This window comes from Streptomyces sp. NPDC023527 (assembly GCF_055560115.1).
The window spans coordinates 611722-627967 of the sequence record NZ_JBVHJJ010000002.1 but is presented as its reverse complement, the minus strand read 5'-3'; the positions used below and the strand labels follow the sequence as shown (position 1 = coordinate 627967).

Here is a 16246-nt window from a genome sequence, read left to right as displayed (position 1 = left end):
GACCGTGCGCGCGATACGCGCCCGGTCAAGCGTGGCGGTCATGGTCGTGACCGACCGCCGTACGCCGGTGGGTCAGTTGCAGGTGACGACCGACAGGCTGCTGTTGCCGCAGAGCAGCAGGCTGGCGCGGCTGCCGCCGCCACCGCCGCCGCCGGTGCCCAGCTCGCCGGTCACCTCGGACTTCGGGGTCTCCATCGTCTGCAGGTCGAGAAGGGTCATTGTGTGTTCCTCTCACTCGTGGGGACGGGTGTTTTCGGTACGACCCCGAGGGGCCGGCTCTGAGGGCCGCCGGAGCGGCGGGAGGAAGGGCAGGTGCACCGGGGTGGGGTGCAGGGCGCTGCCCAGGGCGAGGAGACAGCCGGCGGTGCCGGTGGCCAGGTCCATCGACAGGCGCATCATCTGCTCGCCGGGGAAGGCCAGATGGCCCTGGTAGGGGACGGCGCCCCAGGACAGGGAGCCGATCTGGCGGCGCAGGTCCTCCGGGTGGGTGCCCGGGCCGTCGGCCGTGGTGCGGCTCAGGTACAGCACCATGCCCGCGGTGCCCCGGAAGAGGCCGGGCTGGGCGTAGAAGGTGGCCTGGGCGGCCCGTACGATCCGGCCCCGCGCCTGTTCGAACTCCGCGTCGGGCCGGTGGGCGAGGTAGTCGTCCAGCAGCATGCCGATGCCGACGCTTCCGGCGCCGAGGTAGGGCATGGTGCGCCAGCCCTCGTCGACCTGGAGGACGTCGCCCGTGCCCAGGACGCAGCGGGCGAGGTCGCGGCGGAGGGCGGTGGCGGCGCGGTCGAGGAGTTCGGGGTCGCCGGTCCGTTCGTAAAGGCGCAGGAAGAGCAGGGCCGTGCCGGTGGCGCCGTGGAGGAGCCCGGCGCGGGGCTTGGCGGCGGTGTCGTCCGGCCTCGCCATGATCAGGCGGGCGCAGCGCAGGGCCTCGTCATGGAGGGCGCTCTCGCCCGTGGTCGTGGCCAGGGAGTCGAGGGCGAGGCCGATGCCGGCGAGGCCGCTGTGCAGGTCGGGGGCGATGTGGTCCCAGTCCTGGGCGGTGATCGTCTCGGCCAGTTCCAGCGCGCGGGCGCGGTGTCCGAGCCGGTCGAGGACCCAGGCGACGCCGGCGAGCCCGTCGTGGAAGCCGAGCGGTGTGCCGGATTCGGGGCTCTTGGTGTGGCGCAGCAGCCATTCCTCCGCGTCGGCGCACCGCTCGCGCCCGCCGGTGGCGTCCAGGGCGTAGAGCACGCCCGCCGCGCCGTGGGCGAAGCAGATGCCGCCGCCGGTGTCGAACTGGGCGATGTCGCCGGGGAAGAAGCGGTCCTCGCGCTGGGGGGTGGCCGAGGCGAGGATGGCGTCGGTCATGGAGTCGCGGCTGCGCGGCCAGTCGTCGAGGGCGACGGGCAGGTAGTCGGCGGTGGGGACGGCGGGTGCGGTGCCCCGTGTGGCGCGCGGCCCGTGGACGATCTCGGCGACGGCCTCGTCGAAGTAGCCGGGCGGCACCGGGAACTGCTCGGCCGCCGTCCGGGCCAGGTGGGCCGCCTTGTGCCGGTCGACGGCGAGCAGGCTCGTCAGCGGCAGGAAGAGGGCGATGCGCAGGCAGGCGAGGGCGTAGCGGTCGACGTCGAAGCCCTTGCGGTCGGCGGGGGCGACGAAGCCGGGGTTGGCGACGGTCTGGCGGCGGCCCTCGTCGATGTGCGCGGCGGCCTCGAAGTCGAGGAGCGTCACCGACCGCTCGTCCTCGGCGACCATGATGTTGAACAGGTGGAGGTCGTTGAAGACGATGCCGCGTTCGTGGATGGCGTCGACGGCCTCCTCGACCAGGCGGTACAGCCGGATCGCCCATTCCGTGTAGTCGGCGAGCCGCTCGGGCCCCGGGTCGGGGTCGACGAGGGGGTGCCGCCGGGCGAAGAAGGTGTTGAGCGGTCGGCCCTCGACGAACTCCAGCACCAGGAAGTGGTGGTCCCCGAGGGTGACGTAGTCGTGCACCTCGGGGGTGCACGGCAGTCCCGACAGCTGTCGCAGGGCGTCGCGTTCCCGGCTCAGCCGGGTGACCGCGTCGGCGCCGTCGGCGGCCAGGCCCGCGTGCGGCCGGCCTTCCTTGAGGACGACCTTGCGGCCGTCGCGCAGGTCGGTGCCGACGTAGACGCCGCCGCCGTTGGAGAAGTGCAGCGCCTGGTCGACCCGGTAGGGGATGTCGCTGACCTTCGTGGCCGAGCGGGCGGCGAGGTGCGGGGCGAGGAAGTCGGGGAGGGCGAGCCACTCCGGGACGTGGAAGGCCGGGTCGCGGCGGTCGGGGACGAGCACCCCGTCGGCGTTCTCGATGGCCGGGCACAGCTCGCCCTTGTCGTCGTAGCAGTGCCGCAGGGTGAAGCTGCCGTAGCGCACGTACACCGGCCCGTCGCCCCACCGCAGGTCGGTGAGGATGTACGGGCCCGCCTCGCCGGTCAGGAGCGCGTCGAGGTCCTCGGCGATCGCGCGGCACCGCTCGTCGTCGGCGGGGTAGACGGTGATGAACTTCCCGCTGCCGCCCCGGTCGGCGTATTTGGCGTTGCGGGTGTGCAGGAGGTACGGGCTCGGCACGCACTTGAAGGCGATGCCCCTCGGGACGCAGTAGTCCCATACCGCGGCGAGGATCCGTTCGGCGTTGTCCAGGCACGCGGAGACGTGGATCTTCCAGCCCTGGTCGGGCAGTTCGGCGTCGAGCGGCCGGAAGGCCAGCCAGTCGCCGGTGCGGTGGCGCTGCCATCCCTCGGGCGGCTCGCGCCGGGCCGTCGGGTAGAGGGCGGTCGGGCCGTCGCCGTCGGTCGGCAGCCGGTACGGGGCGTCGTAGAACTGCCGGTCCGCGTCGCAGTAGACGGCGTACCCCTTGTTCATCGCTCCCCCTCGGCCGGTGACGACGTGAGCGTTCCACGCCGCCACCGGGGAGGGACAGTCACATCTGCCACGACCTCGCTATGAGGAACGCATGAGTAACAACGCCGCCCCCTCTCACCGGTCGGGCTCGTCGGGTGGGAAGACCGCTTCGCCCGTGGCCGCGAGGGAGAGGGAGATGGCCTCGACCGGGCAGTTCTCGGCGGCCGCGAGCACCTCCTCGGACGGCTCGGTCTCCTCGGCGACGGGATGCGACCGGCGGGCCGTGCCGAGCCGGAACGCGCCGGGCGCGGTGCCGGCGCACAGCCCCGAGCCGACGCACACGCCCCGGTCCACGGCCACCCGCCAGGCCGGCCGCGCGGGGGTGGCTGCCATCAGCCCTCCCCGTGACCGGCGGGCAGGTGGATCGTCTTCAGCTCCTGGTAGGCGGCGAAGCCCTCCGGGCCGAACTCCCGCCCGATGCCGGAGTTCTTGTAGCCGCCGAAGGGGCCGAGCATGTCGAGGCTGAAGGTGTTCACGGAGTACGTGCCGGTGCGCACCCGGCGCGCGATGTCGATGCCGTGCTCGACGTCGCGGGTCCATACGCTGCCGGAGAGCCCGTAGTCGGAGTCGTCGGCGATGCGGACGGCCTCCTCCTCTGTCTCGTACGGCAGCAGGCAGACGACCGGCCCGAAGATCTCCTCGCGGGCGATCCGCATGCTGTTGGTGACCTCGCCGAAGAGCGTGGGTTCGACGTACCAGCCGGTCTCCCGGGCGGGCGGGCGGCCGCCGCCGGCGAGGATCTTGGCGCCCTCGCGCTGTCCGAGCGCGATGTAGTCGAGGGACCGCCGCCGCTGCCGTTCGGCGACGAGCGGGCCGATCTGGGTGGTGGGGTCGAGGGGGTCGCCGACGACGAGTGCGTCGGCGGCCGCGGCGAAGCGTTCGGCGAGCTCGGCGTAGTGGGCGCGGGGGGCGAGGACACGGGTCTGGGCGACGCACGCCTGGCCGTTGTTCATCCAGGCGTTGGGCACGATGCCGGCGACGGCCGCGTCCAGGTCGGCGTCGGGGAGGACGACGGCCGCCGACTTGCCGCCGAGCTCCAGGGTGACCCCGCTGAGCCGGCGGGCGGCGACCTCCATGACGCGCTTGCCGGCCTCGACCGACCCGGTGAAGGAGACCTTGTCGACGCCGGGGTGTCCGACCAGGTACTCCCCCACCTCCCGGCCGGCGGGCAGGATCGACAGCACGCCCTCCGGCAGTCCGGCGGCGGCGACGACCTCGGCCAGCAGATAGGAGTCCAGCGGGGTCTCCGGCGACGGCTTGAGCACCACCGAGCAGCCGGCCAGCAGGGCGGGCGCGAGCTTCGCCGCCGCCGTGAACTGCGGCACGTTCCACGGCACGACGGCCGCCACCACCCCGGCCGGCTCGCGCCGCACCAGCAGCGGCCCGAGGACGCCGGCGCGCCGCTCCTCGTACGGGATGTTCCGCGCGACCGTGATGGCGCCGTCCCAGACCATCACCGCGCCGAGCGCCTGCGCCAGGACGCTCCAGGAGTACGGGGAGCCGTTCTGGGCGGAGATGACCCGGGCGAACTCCTCGTGCCGGGCCAGGATGCCGTCCTTGACGCGGGTGACGACCTCGATGCGTTCGGCGAGGGGCAGGCCGGCCCAGACGCCGGAGTCGAAGGCGGTACGGGCGGCGGTCACGGCCCGGTCGACGTCCGCGCGGGCGGCGTGCGGTACGCGTCCGATGACGCGCTCGGTGTGCGGGGAGACGACGTCGATGGTGTCCCGGCCGGACGGCTCGACCAGGGCGCCGCCGATGAACAGCCGCCCGTGCTCGACGATGTCGCCCGCGCCCGGCGTCCCGTCCGATGCCGTGCCCGAAGTCATGTCCGATGTCATGTCCGATGCCCTCCGCGAGTCGGCGGCGCCCCGGGCCGCGCGTCCGCCGAGCGGCCGGATCTGACGCTTCATCAGAACTGATAGCAGTTCTCGTTATAGTGGGCAATGGACACGAGGGGAGGGGGAGCCCGTGCGGCCCGTGCCAGAGGTGACCGACCACGGCGGTGGTGTCTGGTCCATCCCCGTCCCCATCCCGGACAACCCCCTCGGCCACACCCTCGTCCATCTCCTGGACACCGACCGCGGCCCCGTCCTGGTCGACACCGGCTGGGACGACCCCACCGCCTGGGACGCCCTCGCCGCCGGGCTCGCCGCCTGCGGCACGGCCGTCACCGAGCTGCACGGCGTCCTCGTCACCCACCACCACCCCGACCACCACGGCCTGTCCGGCAAGGTCCGCGAGGCGTCCGGCGCCTGGATCGCCATGCACCCGGCCGATGCGCAGATGGTCCGCCGGGTCCGCGGGACCGCGCCCGCCCGGTGGCTCGACCTCCTCGCCGGGAAGCTCGTCGCCGCCGGCGCCCCCGACGACCACCTGGCCCCGGTGGAGAAGGCCCGCGCCCGGACCCGTAAGCGCCCCTTCCCCGGCCACCGGGCCGCGCTGCCCGACCGCGCCATCGCCGCCGGTGAGCTCCTCGACCTGCCCGGCCGACGGCTGCGCGCCATCTGGACCCCGGGCCACACGCCAGGCCACGTCTGCCTGCACCTGGAGGAGGCCCACCCCACGGGCCTGCCGGGGAACGGCCGGCTCTTCTCCGGCGACCACCTCCTGCCCGGCATCACCCCGCACATCGGCGTCTACGAGGACCCGGCCGACCCGGCCTGCGCCGACGCCGATCCCCTCGGCGACTACCTGGCCTCCCTCGAACGCGTCGCCCTCCTCGATCCCGCCGAGGTGCTCCCCGCCCACCAGTACGCCTTCACCGGCGCCCCCGGCCGCGTGCGCGAGCTGCTCGACCACCACCGCGCCCGCCTCGCCGCCCTGCGCACGCTCCTGGCCACGCCCCGGACGCTGTGGCAGCTCACCGAGTCCATGACCTGGAACCGCCCCTGGTCGCACATCCCCCACGGCTCCCGGAACATCGCCGTCGCCGAGGCCGAGGCACACCTGCGCCACCTCCTCCTGCTCGGCCACGCCGAGGCCCTGCCGGGCGGCGACCCGGTCGTCTACGTGGCGCGATGAGGGCCGTACGAGGCGGCGGCTAAAGTGTCGGTGACAACTTCATCCCGCCTCGGAACGGGGAAAGCCGGTGCGAATCCGGCGCTGACCCGCAACCGTGAGCACGGCCCGGCCCCCGCGGCAGGCCGTACGAGCCGGACCACCCGGGCCCAGGCGGCAAGGCTCCCGGACCGGTCGCGCCGCTGTCGGCGCCGCCCGGCCCACCGGCACCGTCGAGGTATGCGGAGCCGAGCCCGGTGCCACCGCGCGGAGTTCGCGGCGGGGCTGCCGTGCGCGGCTGGAACCCGCACCCCCGCAGGCCGACCACCGCAGTGACACCCACCGAGAGGCACCGACTTCCATGGCCCCCTCCCTCGCCGTCCACGCGCGCCGCGGCGCCGCGGCCCTGGCCACCGCCGCCGTCCTGAGCGCGGCCGTGGCCCCCGCCGCCTTCGCCGACGCGTCCCCGTCGCCGGCGGCGAGCGGGCTGTACGGCACGACCGACCCGAAGTTCGACGGTGTCTTCCGGCAGTCGCTGGCCTTCGTCGCCCAGCACACGGTGGGCGTCACGCCGGCGGCGTCGGCGGTCGACTGGCTCACCGGGCAGCAGTGCGCCGACGGCGGCTTCCCCGGCTACCGGGCCGACACCGCGAAGGCGTGCGACCCGAAGAAGGACGAGTTCACCGACGCGACGGCGGCCGCCGTGCAGGGTCTGGTGGCCGCGGGCGGCCGCGCCGAGGCGGTCACCAAGGGCCTGGAGTGGCTCAAGGCCCACCAGAACGAGGACGGCGGCTGGGGCTACCAGGCCGGCAGCCCGACCGACGCCAACTCCACCTCCATCGCCCTCGGCGCGTTCGCCGCAGCGGGCCAGGACCCGGCGAAGGCCGCCGCCAAGAACGGCAAGAACCCCGTCGAGACGCTGCTGACCTTCCAGCTCGGCTGCGGCGCCGAGGAGGCCGAGCGCGGCGCGTTCTCGTATCTGAAGGACAAGAGCGGCCTGCGCGCCGACAACCTCGCCAGCGCGGCCGCCGGGCTGGCCACCCGCGGCAAGGGCTTCCTCGTCGACCCGCCGAAGAAGGACGCCGACCAGCCGCTGAAGCCGCTGGAGTGCCCCGCCGACGACGCCGACAAGGCCGGGCCGAAGGACGCCCCCGGCGCGGCCGAGGCCGTCGACGGCTACCTCGCCGCGACGCTCGACAAGAACGGCGGCTACCTCCTGCCGTCCATGCCCGGCGCCCCGGCCAAGCCGGACCAGGGCAACACCGCCGACGCCGTGCTCGCGCTGGCCGCGGGCGGGCACCGCGCGGCCGCCGAGAAGCCGCTGAAGTGGCTCCAGTCCAAGGAGAGCGGCACGGCGGCCTGGGCCGACAAGAACCCGGGCAAGCTCGCCAAGCTCGTTCTCGCCGCGCACGCGACCGGCGCGAACCCGAGCGACTTCGGCGGCGCCGACCTGGTGAGCCAGTTGAACGCGACCGGCCCGGAGCCGCAGAAGCGCGCCACGGGCGCCGAGGTGAAGAAGAAGGACGACGACGGCGACGGGTTCGCCACCTGGTGGATCGTCGGCGTCTTCTTCGTCGCGAGCGTCGGCGCGGGCTTCCTGATCAGCGGCCGCAAGAAGAAGCAGCAGCTGTGAGGTCCGTACGCGGCGGGCGCGCCCTCGGCGCGCTGCTGCTGGCCGGGCTGTTCGCCGTGACCGGCACGGCCCCCGCGCAGGCGGCGGGCTACCGCTACTGGTCGTTCTGGGAGAGCGCCGACGGCGGGTGGAAGTACGCCACGCAGGGGCCGTCCGGGGCACGGCCCGGCGACGGGGAGACCGTCGGTTTCCGGTTCGCCGTCAGCGAGGACTCCAAGGACGCCGCGAAGCCGCGCGCCGCGGCGGACTTCGGCGCGGTGTGCGACCGTACGCCCGCCAAGGACGGTGCCAAACGCCTCGCGGTCGTCCTCGACTTCGGTACGGCCGCCGACGCGCCCGACGGCGAGAAGCCGCCCGCGGCGCGTACCGCCTGCGCGCTGGTCGGGAAGGACGCCAGCGCCGCCGACGCGCTCGCGGCGGTCGCGAAGCCGCTGCGCTACGACTCCGCGGCGCTGCTGTGCGCCATCGCCGGCTATCCCCGGGCGGGGTGCGGTGAGCAGGTGGGCGCCAAGAAGAGCGCCGAGCCCACGAGCGGCGGGAGCGACGAGGGCGGCGGGGGCGACAGCGGTCCCTCGGCCGGCCTGATCGGCGGCGTCGCCGCCGTGGTCGTCCTGGGCGCCGCGGCCGTGTGGCAGGCGCGCCGCCGCCGCGGATGAGGGAGGGGGCCGCGCCGCCGCACACCGGCGGCCAGACGACCGCGCCCGTCACCGCACGGGCGGCCGCGCTGCACGCGGGCGCCTGGTGGGTGTGGGCGCTGGGCCTGGCGACGGCGGCGTCGCGCACCACGAACCCCTTGCTGCTGGGCCTGTTGGTCGGCGTCGCCGGTTACGTCGTGGCGGCGCGGCGCACGGACGCGCCGTGGGCGCGCTCGTACGGGGCGTTCCTCAAGCTGGGGCTGGCGGTGATCGGGATCCGGCTGGTCTTCGCGATCGTTCTCGGTTCACCGATCCCTGGTACGCACCTTCTCGTCACCCTTCCGGAGGTTCCGCTTCCTGATTGGGCGAAGGGCGTGCGCATCGGCGGCCGGGTGACGGCCGAAGGGCTGGTCTTCGCCTTGTACGACGGCCTGAAGCTGGCCGCGCTGCTGGTGTGCGTCGGCGCGGCGAACGCGCTCGCCAATCCGGCCCGGCTGCTGAAGTCCCTGCCGGGCGCGCTCTACGAGGCGGGGGTGGCGATCGTCGTCGCGATGACCTTCGTGCCGAACCTCGTCGCGGACGTCCAGCGGCTGCGCGCCGCGCGCCGGCTGCGCGGCCGTCCCGACCACGGCCTCAAGGCTCTGCTCCAGGTGGGGCTGCCGGTGCTGGAGGGAGCGCTGGAGCGCTCGGTGGCGCTGGCGGCGGCGATGGACGCGCGCGGGTACGGCCGTACGGCGCGGGTGCCGCGCGCGGTACGGCACACCACGACCGCGCTGACCCTCGGCGGGCTGCTGGGCGTCTGCGCCGGCACGTACGGACTGCTGGCCGACGCGGGCGCGGGCTACGGCCTGACCGTCCTGGCCTGCGGGCTCGCCGCCGCGCTGGGCGGCCTGTGGCTGGGCGGCCGCCGCTCGGTCCGCACCCGCTACCGCCCCGACCGGTGGGGCGCCCGCGCCTGGCTGGTGTCGGGCTCGGGCGTGGCGGTGGCGGCACTGATGATCTGGGCGAACACCTACGCGCCGGGTGCGCTGCACCCCCCGGCGGTACCGCTGACGGCACCGCGACTGCCGCTGTGGCCGACGGCGTCGATCCTCCTGGGCCTGCTCCCGGCGGTGGTCGCACCGGCGCCCCCCGGTGGCGTGGGACGGGCAGGGCCGGAGCGCGTACGCGCGGACGCGGAGCCCGGGGTCGGTGACGGCCCGCGCGTCCGGGCCGCCGCATTGCCGCGCGACGGCGGCCGGCCACCGGTCCGGCCCACCGCGTCCCCCCACCCACGAACCAGCCGCAAGGAGGCACCGTGATCCGGTTCGAGCAGGTGTCCGTCTCGTACGACGGCGCCGCCGCGCCCGCGCTCGGCGGGGTGGACCTCACCGTCCCCGAGGGCGAGTTGTGCCTGCTCGTGGGCCCGTCCGGGGTCGGCAAGTCGACCCTGCTGGGCACGGTCAGCGGCCTCGTGCCGCACTTCACCGGCGGCACCCTGCACGGCCGTGTCACCGTCGCCGGGCGCGACACCCGCACCCACAAGCCACGCGAACTCGCCGACGTCGTGGGGACCGTGGGGCAGGACCCGCTCGCCCACTTCGTCACCGACACCGTCGAGGACGAGCTGGCCTACGGCATGGAGTCGCTCGGCCTGGCGCCCGACGTGATGCGGCGCCGCGTCGAGGAGACCCTCGACCTGCTGGGCCTGGCGGCCCTGCGCGACCGGCCCATCGCCACCCTCTCCGGCGGACAGCAGCAGCGCGTCGCCATCGGCTCGGTGCTCACCACCCACCCCCGCGTACTGGTCCTGGACGAGCCGACGTCCGCCCTGGACCCGGGCGCGGCCGAGGAGGTCCTGGCCGTGCTGCAACGCCTGGTCCACGACCTGGGCACGACCGTGCTGATGGCCGAGCACCGGCTGGAGCGGGTCGTGCAGTACGCGGACCAGGTGATCCTGCTGCCCGCGCCCGGCGCTCCCCCGGTCGTCGGCGACCCGGCCGAGATCATGGCGGTCTCGCCCGTCCAGCCGCCCGTGGTCGCCCTGGGCCGGCTCGCCGGCTGGTCGCCACTGCCCCTGTCCGTACGGGACGCGCGCCGCAAGGCGGCCCCGCTGCGGGAGCGGCTGGCGCCGCTCGTCCCCCCGGCCGCGCCCGAGGCCACCGCCCCGGCGCGGCCGCGCCTGCTGCGCAAGACCGCCCGTCCGGCCGGCGACGAGCCCGCGTCCGTGACCGGCCTCGCCGTCCGGCACGGCCGCGTGCACGCCCTGCGCGACGTCGGGTTGACGGTACGGGCCGGAGAGACGGTCGCGCTGATGGGCCGCAACGGCGCGGGCAAGTCCACGCTGCTGCGCACACTGGTCGGCATGCACAGGCCCGCGGCGGGCGCCGCGCGCGTCGGCGGCCTGGACCCGCGGACCACGGCCCCCCGCGAACTGCTGCGCCACGTCGGCCTCGTACCGCAGGAGCCGCGCGACCTGCTGTACGCGGACACCGTCGCGGCCGAGTGCGCGGCGGCGGACGGCGACGCGGGCGCGGCACCGGGCACGTGCCGGGCGCTGGTCTCCGACCTGCTGCCGGGGGTGGCCGACACGACCCACCCGCGCGATCTGTCCGAAGGCCAGCGGCTCGCGCTCGCGCTCGCCGTGGTGCTGACGGCACGCCCGCCGCTGATCCTGCTGGACGAGCCGACGCGCGGCCTGGACTACGCGGCGAAGGCCCGCCTGGTGGAGATCCTGCGCGGGCTGGCCGCCGGGGGGCACGCGATCGTACTGGCCACGCACGACGTGGAGCTGGCGGCGGAACTGGCCCACCGGGTCGTCGTCATCGCGGACGGTGAGATCGTCGCGGACGGCCCGACGGCGGAGGTCGTGGTCGCCTCCCCGGCGTTCGCCCCGCAGGTCGCGAAGATCCTCGCGCCGCTGCCGTGGCTCACGGTCCCGCAGGTGCGGGACGCCTTGCGGGAGACACCGTGAACGGCAGGCCCGAGAACCGGGGCGGACCCGATGATCCAGCCCGGCCCGAAAATCCAGCCCGTCCGGCGCTTGAGGACCGGGGTCCGGGGCGGAGCCCCGGCACGGACCGCCAGGCGCGGGCCGTCCGGCTCGGGCCGCGGTCCGTCGCCGCACTGGCCCTGGTGTCGGCCATCGGCGTGGCCGCCTTCGGCTGGCCGCTGCTCGCGGACTCCGCGTCCGGGCTCGCGCACTCCGCCGACGCGCCGTGGCTGTTCGCGGCGCTGCTGCCGATGCTCCTCGCGGTCGTGGTGGCGACGATCTCCGACACCGGGATCGACGCGAAGGCCATCGCGATGCTCGGCGTCCTGGCGGCGGCGGGCGCCGCGCTGCGGCCGCTGGGGGCGGGGACGGCGGGCATCGAGCCGATGTTCTTCCTGATGGTGCTGTCGGGCCGGGTCCTCGGCCCGGGCTTCGGCTTCGTCCTGGGCTCGGTCTCGATGTTCGCGTCGGCGCTGCTGACGGGCGGGGTCGGGCCGTGGATGCCGTTCCAGATGCTGGCCATGGGCTGGGTGGCGATGGGCGCGGGCCTGCTGCCGGGCCCGGACCGGCTGCGCGGGGCGCGGGAGCTGGCCCTGCTCGCCGGCTACGGCGCGGTGGCCTCGCTGCTGTACGGGACGGTGATGAACCTCCAGGGCTGGCCGTACATCGGCTCCCTGGCCACCGGCGTCTCCTTCGTCCCGGGCGACCCGGTCGGGGAGAACCTCGCCCGCTTCGTCGCCTACTGCCTCGCCACGTCCCTCGGCTGGGACGTCCCGCGCGCGATCGTCACCGTCACGGCCACGCTCGCCCTGGGCCCGACGGTCCTCAAGGCCCTGCGCCGGGCGACCCGTCGGGCGGCGTTCGACGCGCCGGTGGCGTTCGAGGACGCGTAGGAGAGGAGCCGTCCCCGGACGTCACCGGCGGTGACACACGAACTGGCGGCTGCCGTCGTCGCCGGTCTGGATCACGGCGCTCTCGCACCCCTCCGGACAGCGCGGCGGCGCGGCGTGAGCGCTCACCTCGCGGTCAGGGGGGTACTTGCAGGGCGCGCAGTACCACAGCGGCTGGTACGGGTGCGTGACGTCCCACCACATCGGATGGCGGCAGTGCGGACACCGGACCAGGGGCGGGCCATTGCGATTCACCAGGTCATCGTCCCGGGCCGGTCCCGACCGGCCCGTCCCTTCACGCCGGCTCTCACCCGTTCGAGTGCCGCCCCGGGTCCTCCGCGCCTACAGCCGCTGAATGATCGTCCCCGTCGCCAGCCCCCCGCCCGCGCACATCGTGATCAGGGCGAATTCCCTGTCCGCCCGCTCCAGTTCGTGCAGCGCCGTCGTGATCAGGCGGGCGCCGGTCGCGCCGACGGGGTGGCCCAGGGCGATCGCGCCGCCGTTGACGTTGACCTTCTCCAGGTCCTGTTCGAAGACCCGCGCCCAGGACAGCACCACCGAGGCGAAGGCTTCGTTGATCTCGACCACGTCGATGTCCTTCAGCGACATCCCGGCCCTGCCGAGCACGGCCCGCGTCGCGTCGATCGGCCCGTCGAGGTGGAAGTGCGGGTCGGCGCCGACGAGGGCCTGGGCGACGATACGGGCCCGGGGGCGCAGCTTGAGCGCGCGGGCCGTCCGCTTGGACGCCCATAACAGGGCGCACGCGCCGTCGGAGATCTGCGAGGAGTTGCCCGCGGTGTGGACGGCGGTCGGCATGACGGGCTTCAGCCCGGCGAGCGCCTCCATGCTCGTGTCGCGCAGCCCCTCGTCGCGGTCGACGAGCCGCCACATGCCCTGCCCGGCGAACTGCTCCTCCTCCGTGGTGGGCACCTGGACGGCGAACGTCTCGCGCTTGAAGCGCTCCTCGCCCCAGGCGCGCGCGGCCCGTTCCTGGGAGAGCAGGCCGAAGGCGTCGACGTCCTCGCGGGTCAGCCCGCGCCGGCGGGCGATGCGCTCGGCGGCCTCGAACTGGTTGGGCAGGTCCACGTTCCACTCGTCGGGGAAGGGCTTGCCGGGGCCGTGCTTGGAGGCGCTGCCCAGCGGAACGCGGGACATGGCCTCGACGCCGCAGCCGATGCCGATGTCGATGACACCGCCCGCGATCATGTTGGCCACGAGGTGGTTGGCCTGCTGGGACGAGCCGCACTGGCAGTCGACCGTCGTCGCCGCCGTCTCGTACGGCAGGCCCATGGCGAGCCACGCGGTGCGCGCCGGGTTCATCGACTGCTCGCCGGCGTGGGTGACCGTACCGCTGACGATCTGCTCGACGCAGTCGGGCTGGATGCCGGTGCGGGCGAGGACCTCACGGTAGGTCTCGCCGAGCAGATAGGCGGGGTGGAGATTGGCGAGGGTGCCTCCGCGCTTGCCGATGGTGGTGCGTACGGCTTCGACGATGACAGGTTCCGCGGCCATGTTCGTCCTCTCGTGGCATCCGCGGGGCGTCCCGGCGCCCCCGGCGCTGCGTCATCCCGGACTCGCAGTCCCCCGTCGAACTGGTACACGCTGTCGAACTGGTACACGTTCTCGTTCTGCCCGAAGTCTTATGACTGCTACCCCCGGTACGCAAGGGTCGCGCACCCACCGGATCAGCAACAGATGGCGTCATCACCCTTGCCGTCGCGGGCCGCCGTCACTACCTTCGGGACATTTCTGATGGGCCATCAGAAAGCGAGCCTCCGATGCCCTGTCCGGCGCTGCCCGACGGCTTCGACTTCACCGACCCCGACGTCTACCGGCACCGGGTGCCGCTCCCGGAGTTCGCCGTGCTGCGGCGCACGGCACCGGTGTGGTGGAACGCCCAGCGGCACGGCGTCGCCGGCTTCGACGACGACGGCTACTGGGTCGTCACCCGGCACGCGGACGTCAAGGAGGTCTCCACCCGGCCGGAGGTCTTCTCCGCCGCCCGCAACACCGCGATCATCCGCTTCAACGAGGACATCCCGCGCGAACAGATCGACGTCCAGCGCCTGATCATGCTCAACATGGACCCGCCCGAGCACACCCGCGTGCGCCAGATCGTCCAGCGCGGCTTCAGTCCGCGCTCGATCCGCGCCCTGGAGGCCGCCCTGCGGCGGCGCGCGGAGGTGATCGTGGCCGAGGCCCGGGAGCGCGGCAGCGGTGACTTCGTCACCGACATCGCCTGCGAGCTCCCCCTCCAGGCCATCGCCGAGCTCATCGGCGTCCCGCAGGAGGACCGGGCGCGGATCTTCGACTGGTCCAACAAGATGATCGCGTACGACGACCCGGAGCTGGCCATCACCCGGGAGGTCGGCGAGAACGCCGCCGCGGAGCTCATCTCGTACGCGATGAACCTCGCCGCCGCGCGCAAGGAGAGCCCCGCGCGGGACATCGTCAGCCGACTGGTGGCCGCCGAGGACGAGGGCAATCTCGGCTCCGACGAGTTCGGCTTCTTCGTCCTGCTGCTGGCCGTCGCCGGCAACGAGACCACACGCAATGCCATCAGCCACGGCATGCACGCCTTCCTCACCCACCCCGAGCAGTGGGAGCTCTACCGGCGCGAGCGCCCCGCCACGGCGGCGGAGGAGATCGTCCGCTGGGCGACGCCGGTCACTTCCTTCCAGCGCACGGCGACGTGCGACACCGAGCTCGGCGGCGCGCGGATCGCGGCGGGACAGCGCGTGGGGATCTTCTACGCCTCCGCCAACCACGACCCCGAGGTCTTCGACCGGCCCGACGACTTCGACATCACCCGCGACCCCAACCCCCACCTGGGATTCGGCGGCGGCGGCCCGCACTTCTGCCTCGGCAGGTCCCTCGCGGCCCTGGAGATCGACCTCATCTTCCGGGCGATCGCGGACACCCTGCCGGGCATCCGGCTCGCGGGAGAGCCGAGGCGGCTGAGGTCCGCGTGGTTGAACGGGATCAAGGAGCTGCGGGTGCACTACGCGTAGGGCGTGCTCGGTGGGGCGGCACGGACCCTAGGGGACGGAGAGCCGCCACGGGTAGGACGTGTGGAGCTCGCCGGGGCCGTAGTGGATGTCCAGGTGCGAGGGTTCGGTCTCGGCCGTGTACACGTACTCCAGGCGCGTCGACTCGCCCTCCGACACCAGGCGCGGTCCGCCCGCGTTGAGCTCCGCCGGGAAGCTGGTGAGCCTCTTCACGCCCGGGTTCGCATCCGCGTAGCTTCCGATGTCGTCATTGCGCAGCTCCACCGGGGCGCCGCTGAGGTTCGTCACGATGACGGGCACGCGGTAGGTGTGTGCGGCCGGTGCGTCGTCGCCCGTCATGCCCGGGGGCGGGGTCATGGGCTGGACGGGGCCGATGGCGACCCGGACGCCGTCGTCATAGGTGACGGCGCCCTCCCGGGCAGGGGACTTGCCGCCGGCCGCGCCCGTGCGCTTGCGGGCGGTGACCCGGTCGTCGCTCCGGTAGCGGACGCAGCCGCCGTCGACCGAGAGAGCGGGCTCTCCCGTGTACGAGTCGATGCGGATGGCGATGGTGACGCCGTGGTCGTCGGTGGTTCGGATGCCCGGCCAGCGCGGTGTCGGGCGGTCGGGGTTCAGGGGCTCGGCCGCCGGCCCGTCCTCGGCCTTCCAGCCGCGCCGCTGCCATGCGGCGCGGAGCCTGCCCAGGTCGGCCCGGTAGTCGGCCTCGCCGGAGTAGTGGAGGCCCCACGTGTAGCGGGGCTGCTTCCTGGTCACCCCGTCATCGTCGAACCCCAGGTCGTCGACGCACGAGGTGCTGCCCTCCTCCCGCATCCCGTCGGCTTCGCCGGCGCCCGGCCGCAGGTCACCGATGACCTGCCGGCCGGCCTCCCGGGTCCTGATGTCCTGCTTGCGGTAGTCCGCCGCGGACCGCACCGGGCCGCCCCCGAGGTTCTCGAAGAAGTCGGACACCGCGTAGCACGCCCAGAAGATCGCCGCGAGCGCGGCCAGGGCGATGAGCCAACGCCGCACCACCACTTTGCGGCTGACCTCTGTGGCCGAGGTGTCCACGGGAGCATCTGACGGCTCCTGGGGCGGGTGTGTCTCCATGGGACGATCCCACGCCAAAGGGCCGGTCGCCGACAGGGGTGACGTGCTCAATCGGGGATGAGTAGGCGTACCCAGGGAGCGGGTGCGGCGGGCCGCCCTCCCGCTGGGTGCCTCGCGTGGGACGGAAC

The 16246-nt window shown here is 74.2% G+C and carries 13 protein-coding genes; 7 read left to right on the top strand and 6 right to left on the bottom strand.

The features are described 5' to 3' along the window. Nucleotides 1-72: 72 nt before the first annotated feature. The 4 genes from ACZ303_RS06385 to ACZ303_RS06370 form a co-directional block, all read right to left on the bottom strand. Entirely contained in the window at nt 73-219 is a 147-nt protein-coding gene (locus ACZ303_RS06385; RefSeq protein WP_467335582.1) for a SapB/AmfS family lanthipeptide, read from the bottom strand. Between the two features lie 12 nt (nt 220-231). Further along, complete coding sequence (gene lanKC, locus ACZ303_RS06380) at nt 232-2856, bottom strand: class III lanthionine synthetase LanKC (RefSeq protein WP_467335580.1); 2625 nt, start codon at nt 2854-2856, stop codon at nt 232-234. A 114-nt stretch (nt 2857-2970) separates the two neighbouring features. Next, a complete protein-coding gene (locus ACZ303_RS06375; RefSeq protein ID WP_467335578.1) occupies nt 2971-3228 on the bottom strand; it encodes a ferredoxin in 258 nt (85 codons plus the stop codon). Next, the gene (locus tag ACZ303_RS06370; RefSeq protein ID WP_467335577.1) at nt 3228-4724 is read right to left on the bottom strand and encodes an aldehyde dehydrogenase; all 1497 of its coding nucleotides are present in this window, start codon (nt 4722-4724) and stop codon (nt 3228-3230) included. Before ACZ303_RS06370 ends, ACZ303_RS06375 begins: the two co-directional genes overlap by 1 nt. A 151-nt stretch (nt 4725-4875) precedes the next feature. Here ACZ303_RS06370 and ACZ303_RS06365 point away from each other — a divergent pair, with 151 nt between their 5' ends. From ACZ303_RS06365 to ACZ303_RS06340, 6 genes are all read left to right on the top strand, one after another. Beyond that, entirely contained in the window at nt 4876-5919 is a 1044-nt protein-coding gene (locus ACZ303_RS06365) for an MBL fold metallo-hydrolase (protein ID WP_467335826.1), read from the top strand. A gap of 337 nt (nt 5920-6256) precedes the next feature. After that, the gene (locus tag ACZ303_RS06360; RefSeq protein WP_467335575.1) at nt 6257-7528 is read left to right on the top strand and encodes a prenyltransferase/squalene oxidase repeat-containing protein; all 1272 of its coding nucleotides are present in this window, start codon (nt 6257-6259) and stop codon (nt 7526-7528) included. Further along, a complete protein-coding gene (locus ACZ303_RS06355) occupies nt 7525-8184 on the top strand; it encodes an SCO2322 family protein (protein ID WP_467335574.1) in 660 nt (219 codons plus the stop codon). Before ACZ303_RS06360 ends, ACZ303_RS06355 begins: the two co-directional genes overlap by 4 nt. After that, the gene (locus ACZ303_RS06350; RefSeq protein ID WP_467335572.1) at nt 8181-9464 is read left to right on the top strand and encodes an energy-coupling factor transporter transmembrane component T; all 1284 of its coding nucleotides are present in this window, start codon (nt 8181-8183) and stop codon (nt 9462-9464) included. Before ACZ303_RS06355 ends, ACZ303_RS06350 begins: the two co-directional genes overlap by 4 nt. Continuing rightward, nucleotides 9461-11116, top strand: coding sequence for an ABC transporter ATP-binding protein (locus ACZ303_RS06345; protein WP_467335570.1), 1656 nt, complete (start codon nt 9461-9463; stop codon nt 11114-11116). The genes ACZ303_RS06350 and ACZ303_RS06345 overlap by 4 nt, the downstream gene beginning before the upstream one ends. Before the next feature lie 152 nt (nt 11117-11268). Next, a complete protein-coding gene (locus ACZ303_RS06340; RefSeq protein ID WP_467335824.1) occupies nt 11269-12027 on the top strand; it encodes an ECF transporter S component in 759 nt (252 codons plus the stop codon). 339 nt (nt 12028-12366) lie between these two features. Here the strand turns inward: ACZ303_RS06340 and ACZ303_RS06335 are convergent, their stop codons facing one another. Next, nucleotides 12367-13536: a steroid 3-ketoacyl-CoA thiolase gene (locus ACZ303_RS06335; protein ID WP_467335568.1), complete on the bottom strand. Its 1170-nt coding sequence runs from the start codon at nt 13534-13536 to the stop codon at nt 12367-12369. A gap of 266 nt (nt 13537-13802) precedes the next feature. Here ACZ303_RS06335 and ACZ303_RS06330 point away from each other — a divergent pair, with 266 nt between their 5' ends. Continuing rightward, nucleotides 13803-15035, top strand: coding sequence for a cytochrome P450 (locus tag ACZ303_RS06330; RefSeq protein ID WP_467335566.1), 1233 nt, complete (start codon nt 13803-13805; stop codon nt 15033-15035). Between the two features lie 27 nt (nt 15036-15062). Here the strand turns inward: ACZ303_RS06330 and ACZ303_RS06325 are convergent, their stop codons facing one another. Then, nucleotides 15063-16079: a hypothetical protein gene (locus tag ACZ303_RS06325; RefSeq protein WP_467335565.1), complete on the bottom strand. Its 1017-nt coding sequence runs from the start codon at nt 16077-16079 to the stop codon at nt 15063-15065. Between the last annotated feature and the right edge of the window lie 167 nt (nt 16080-16246).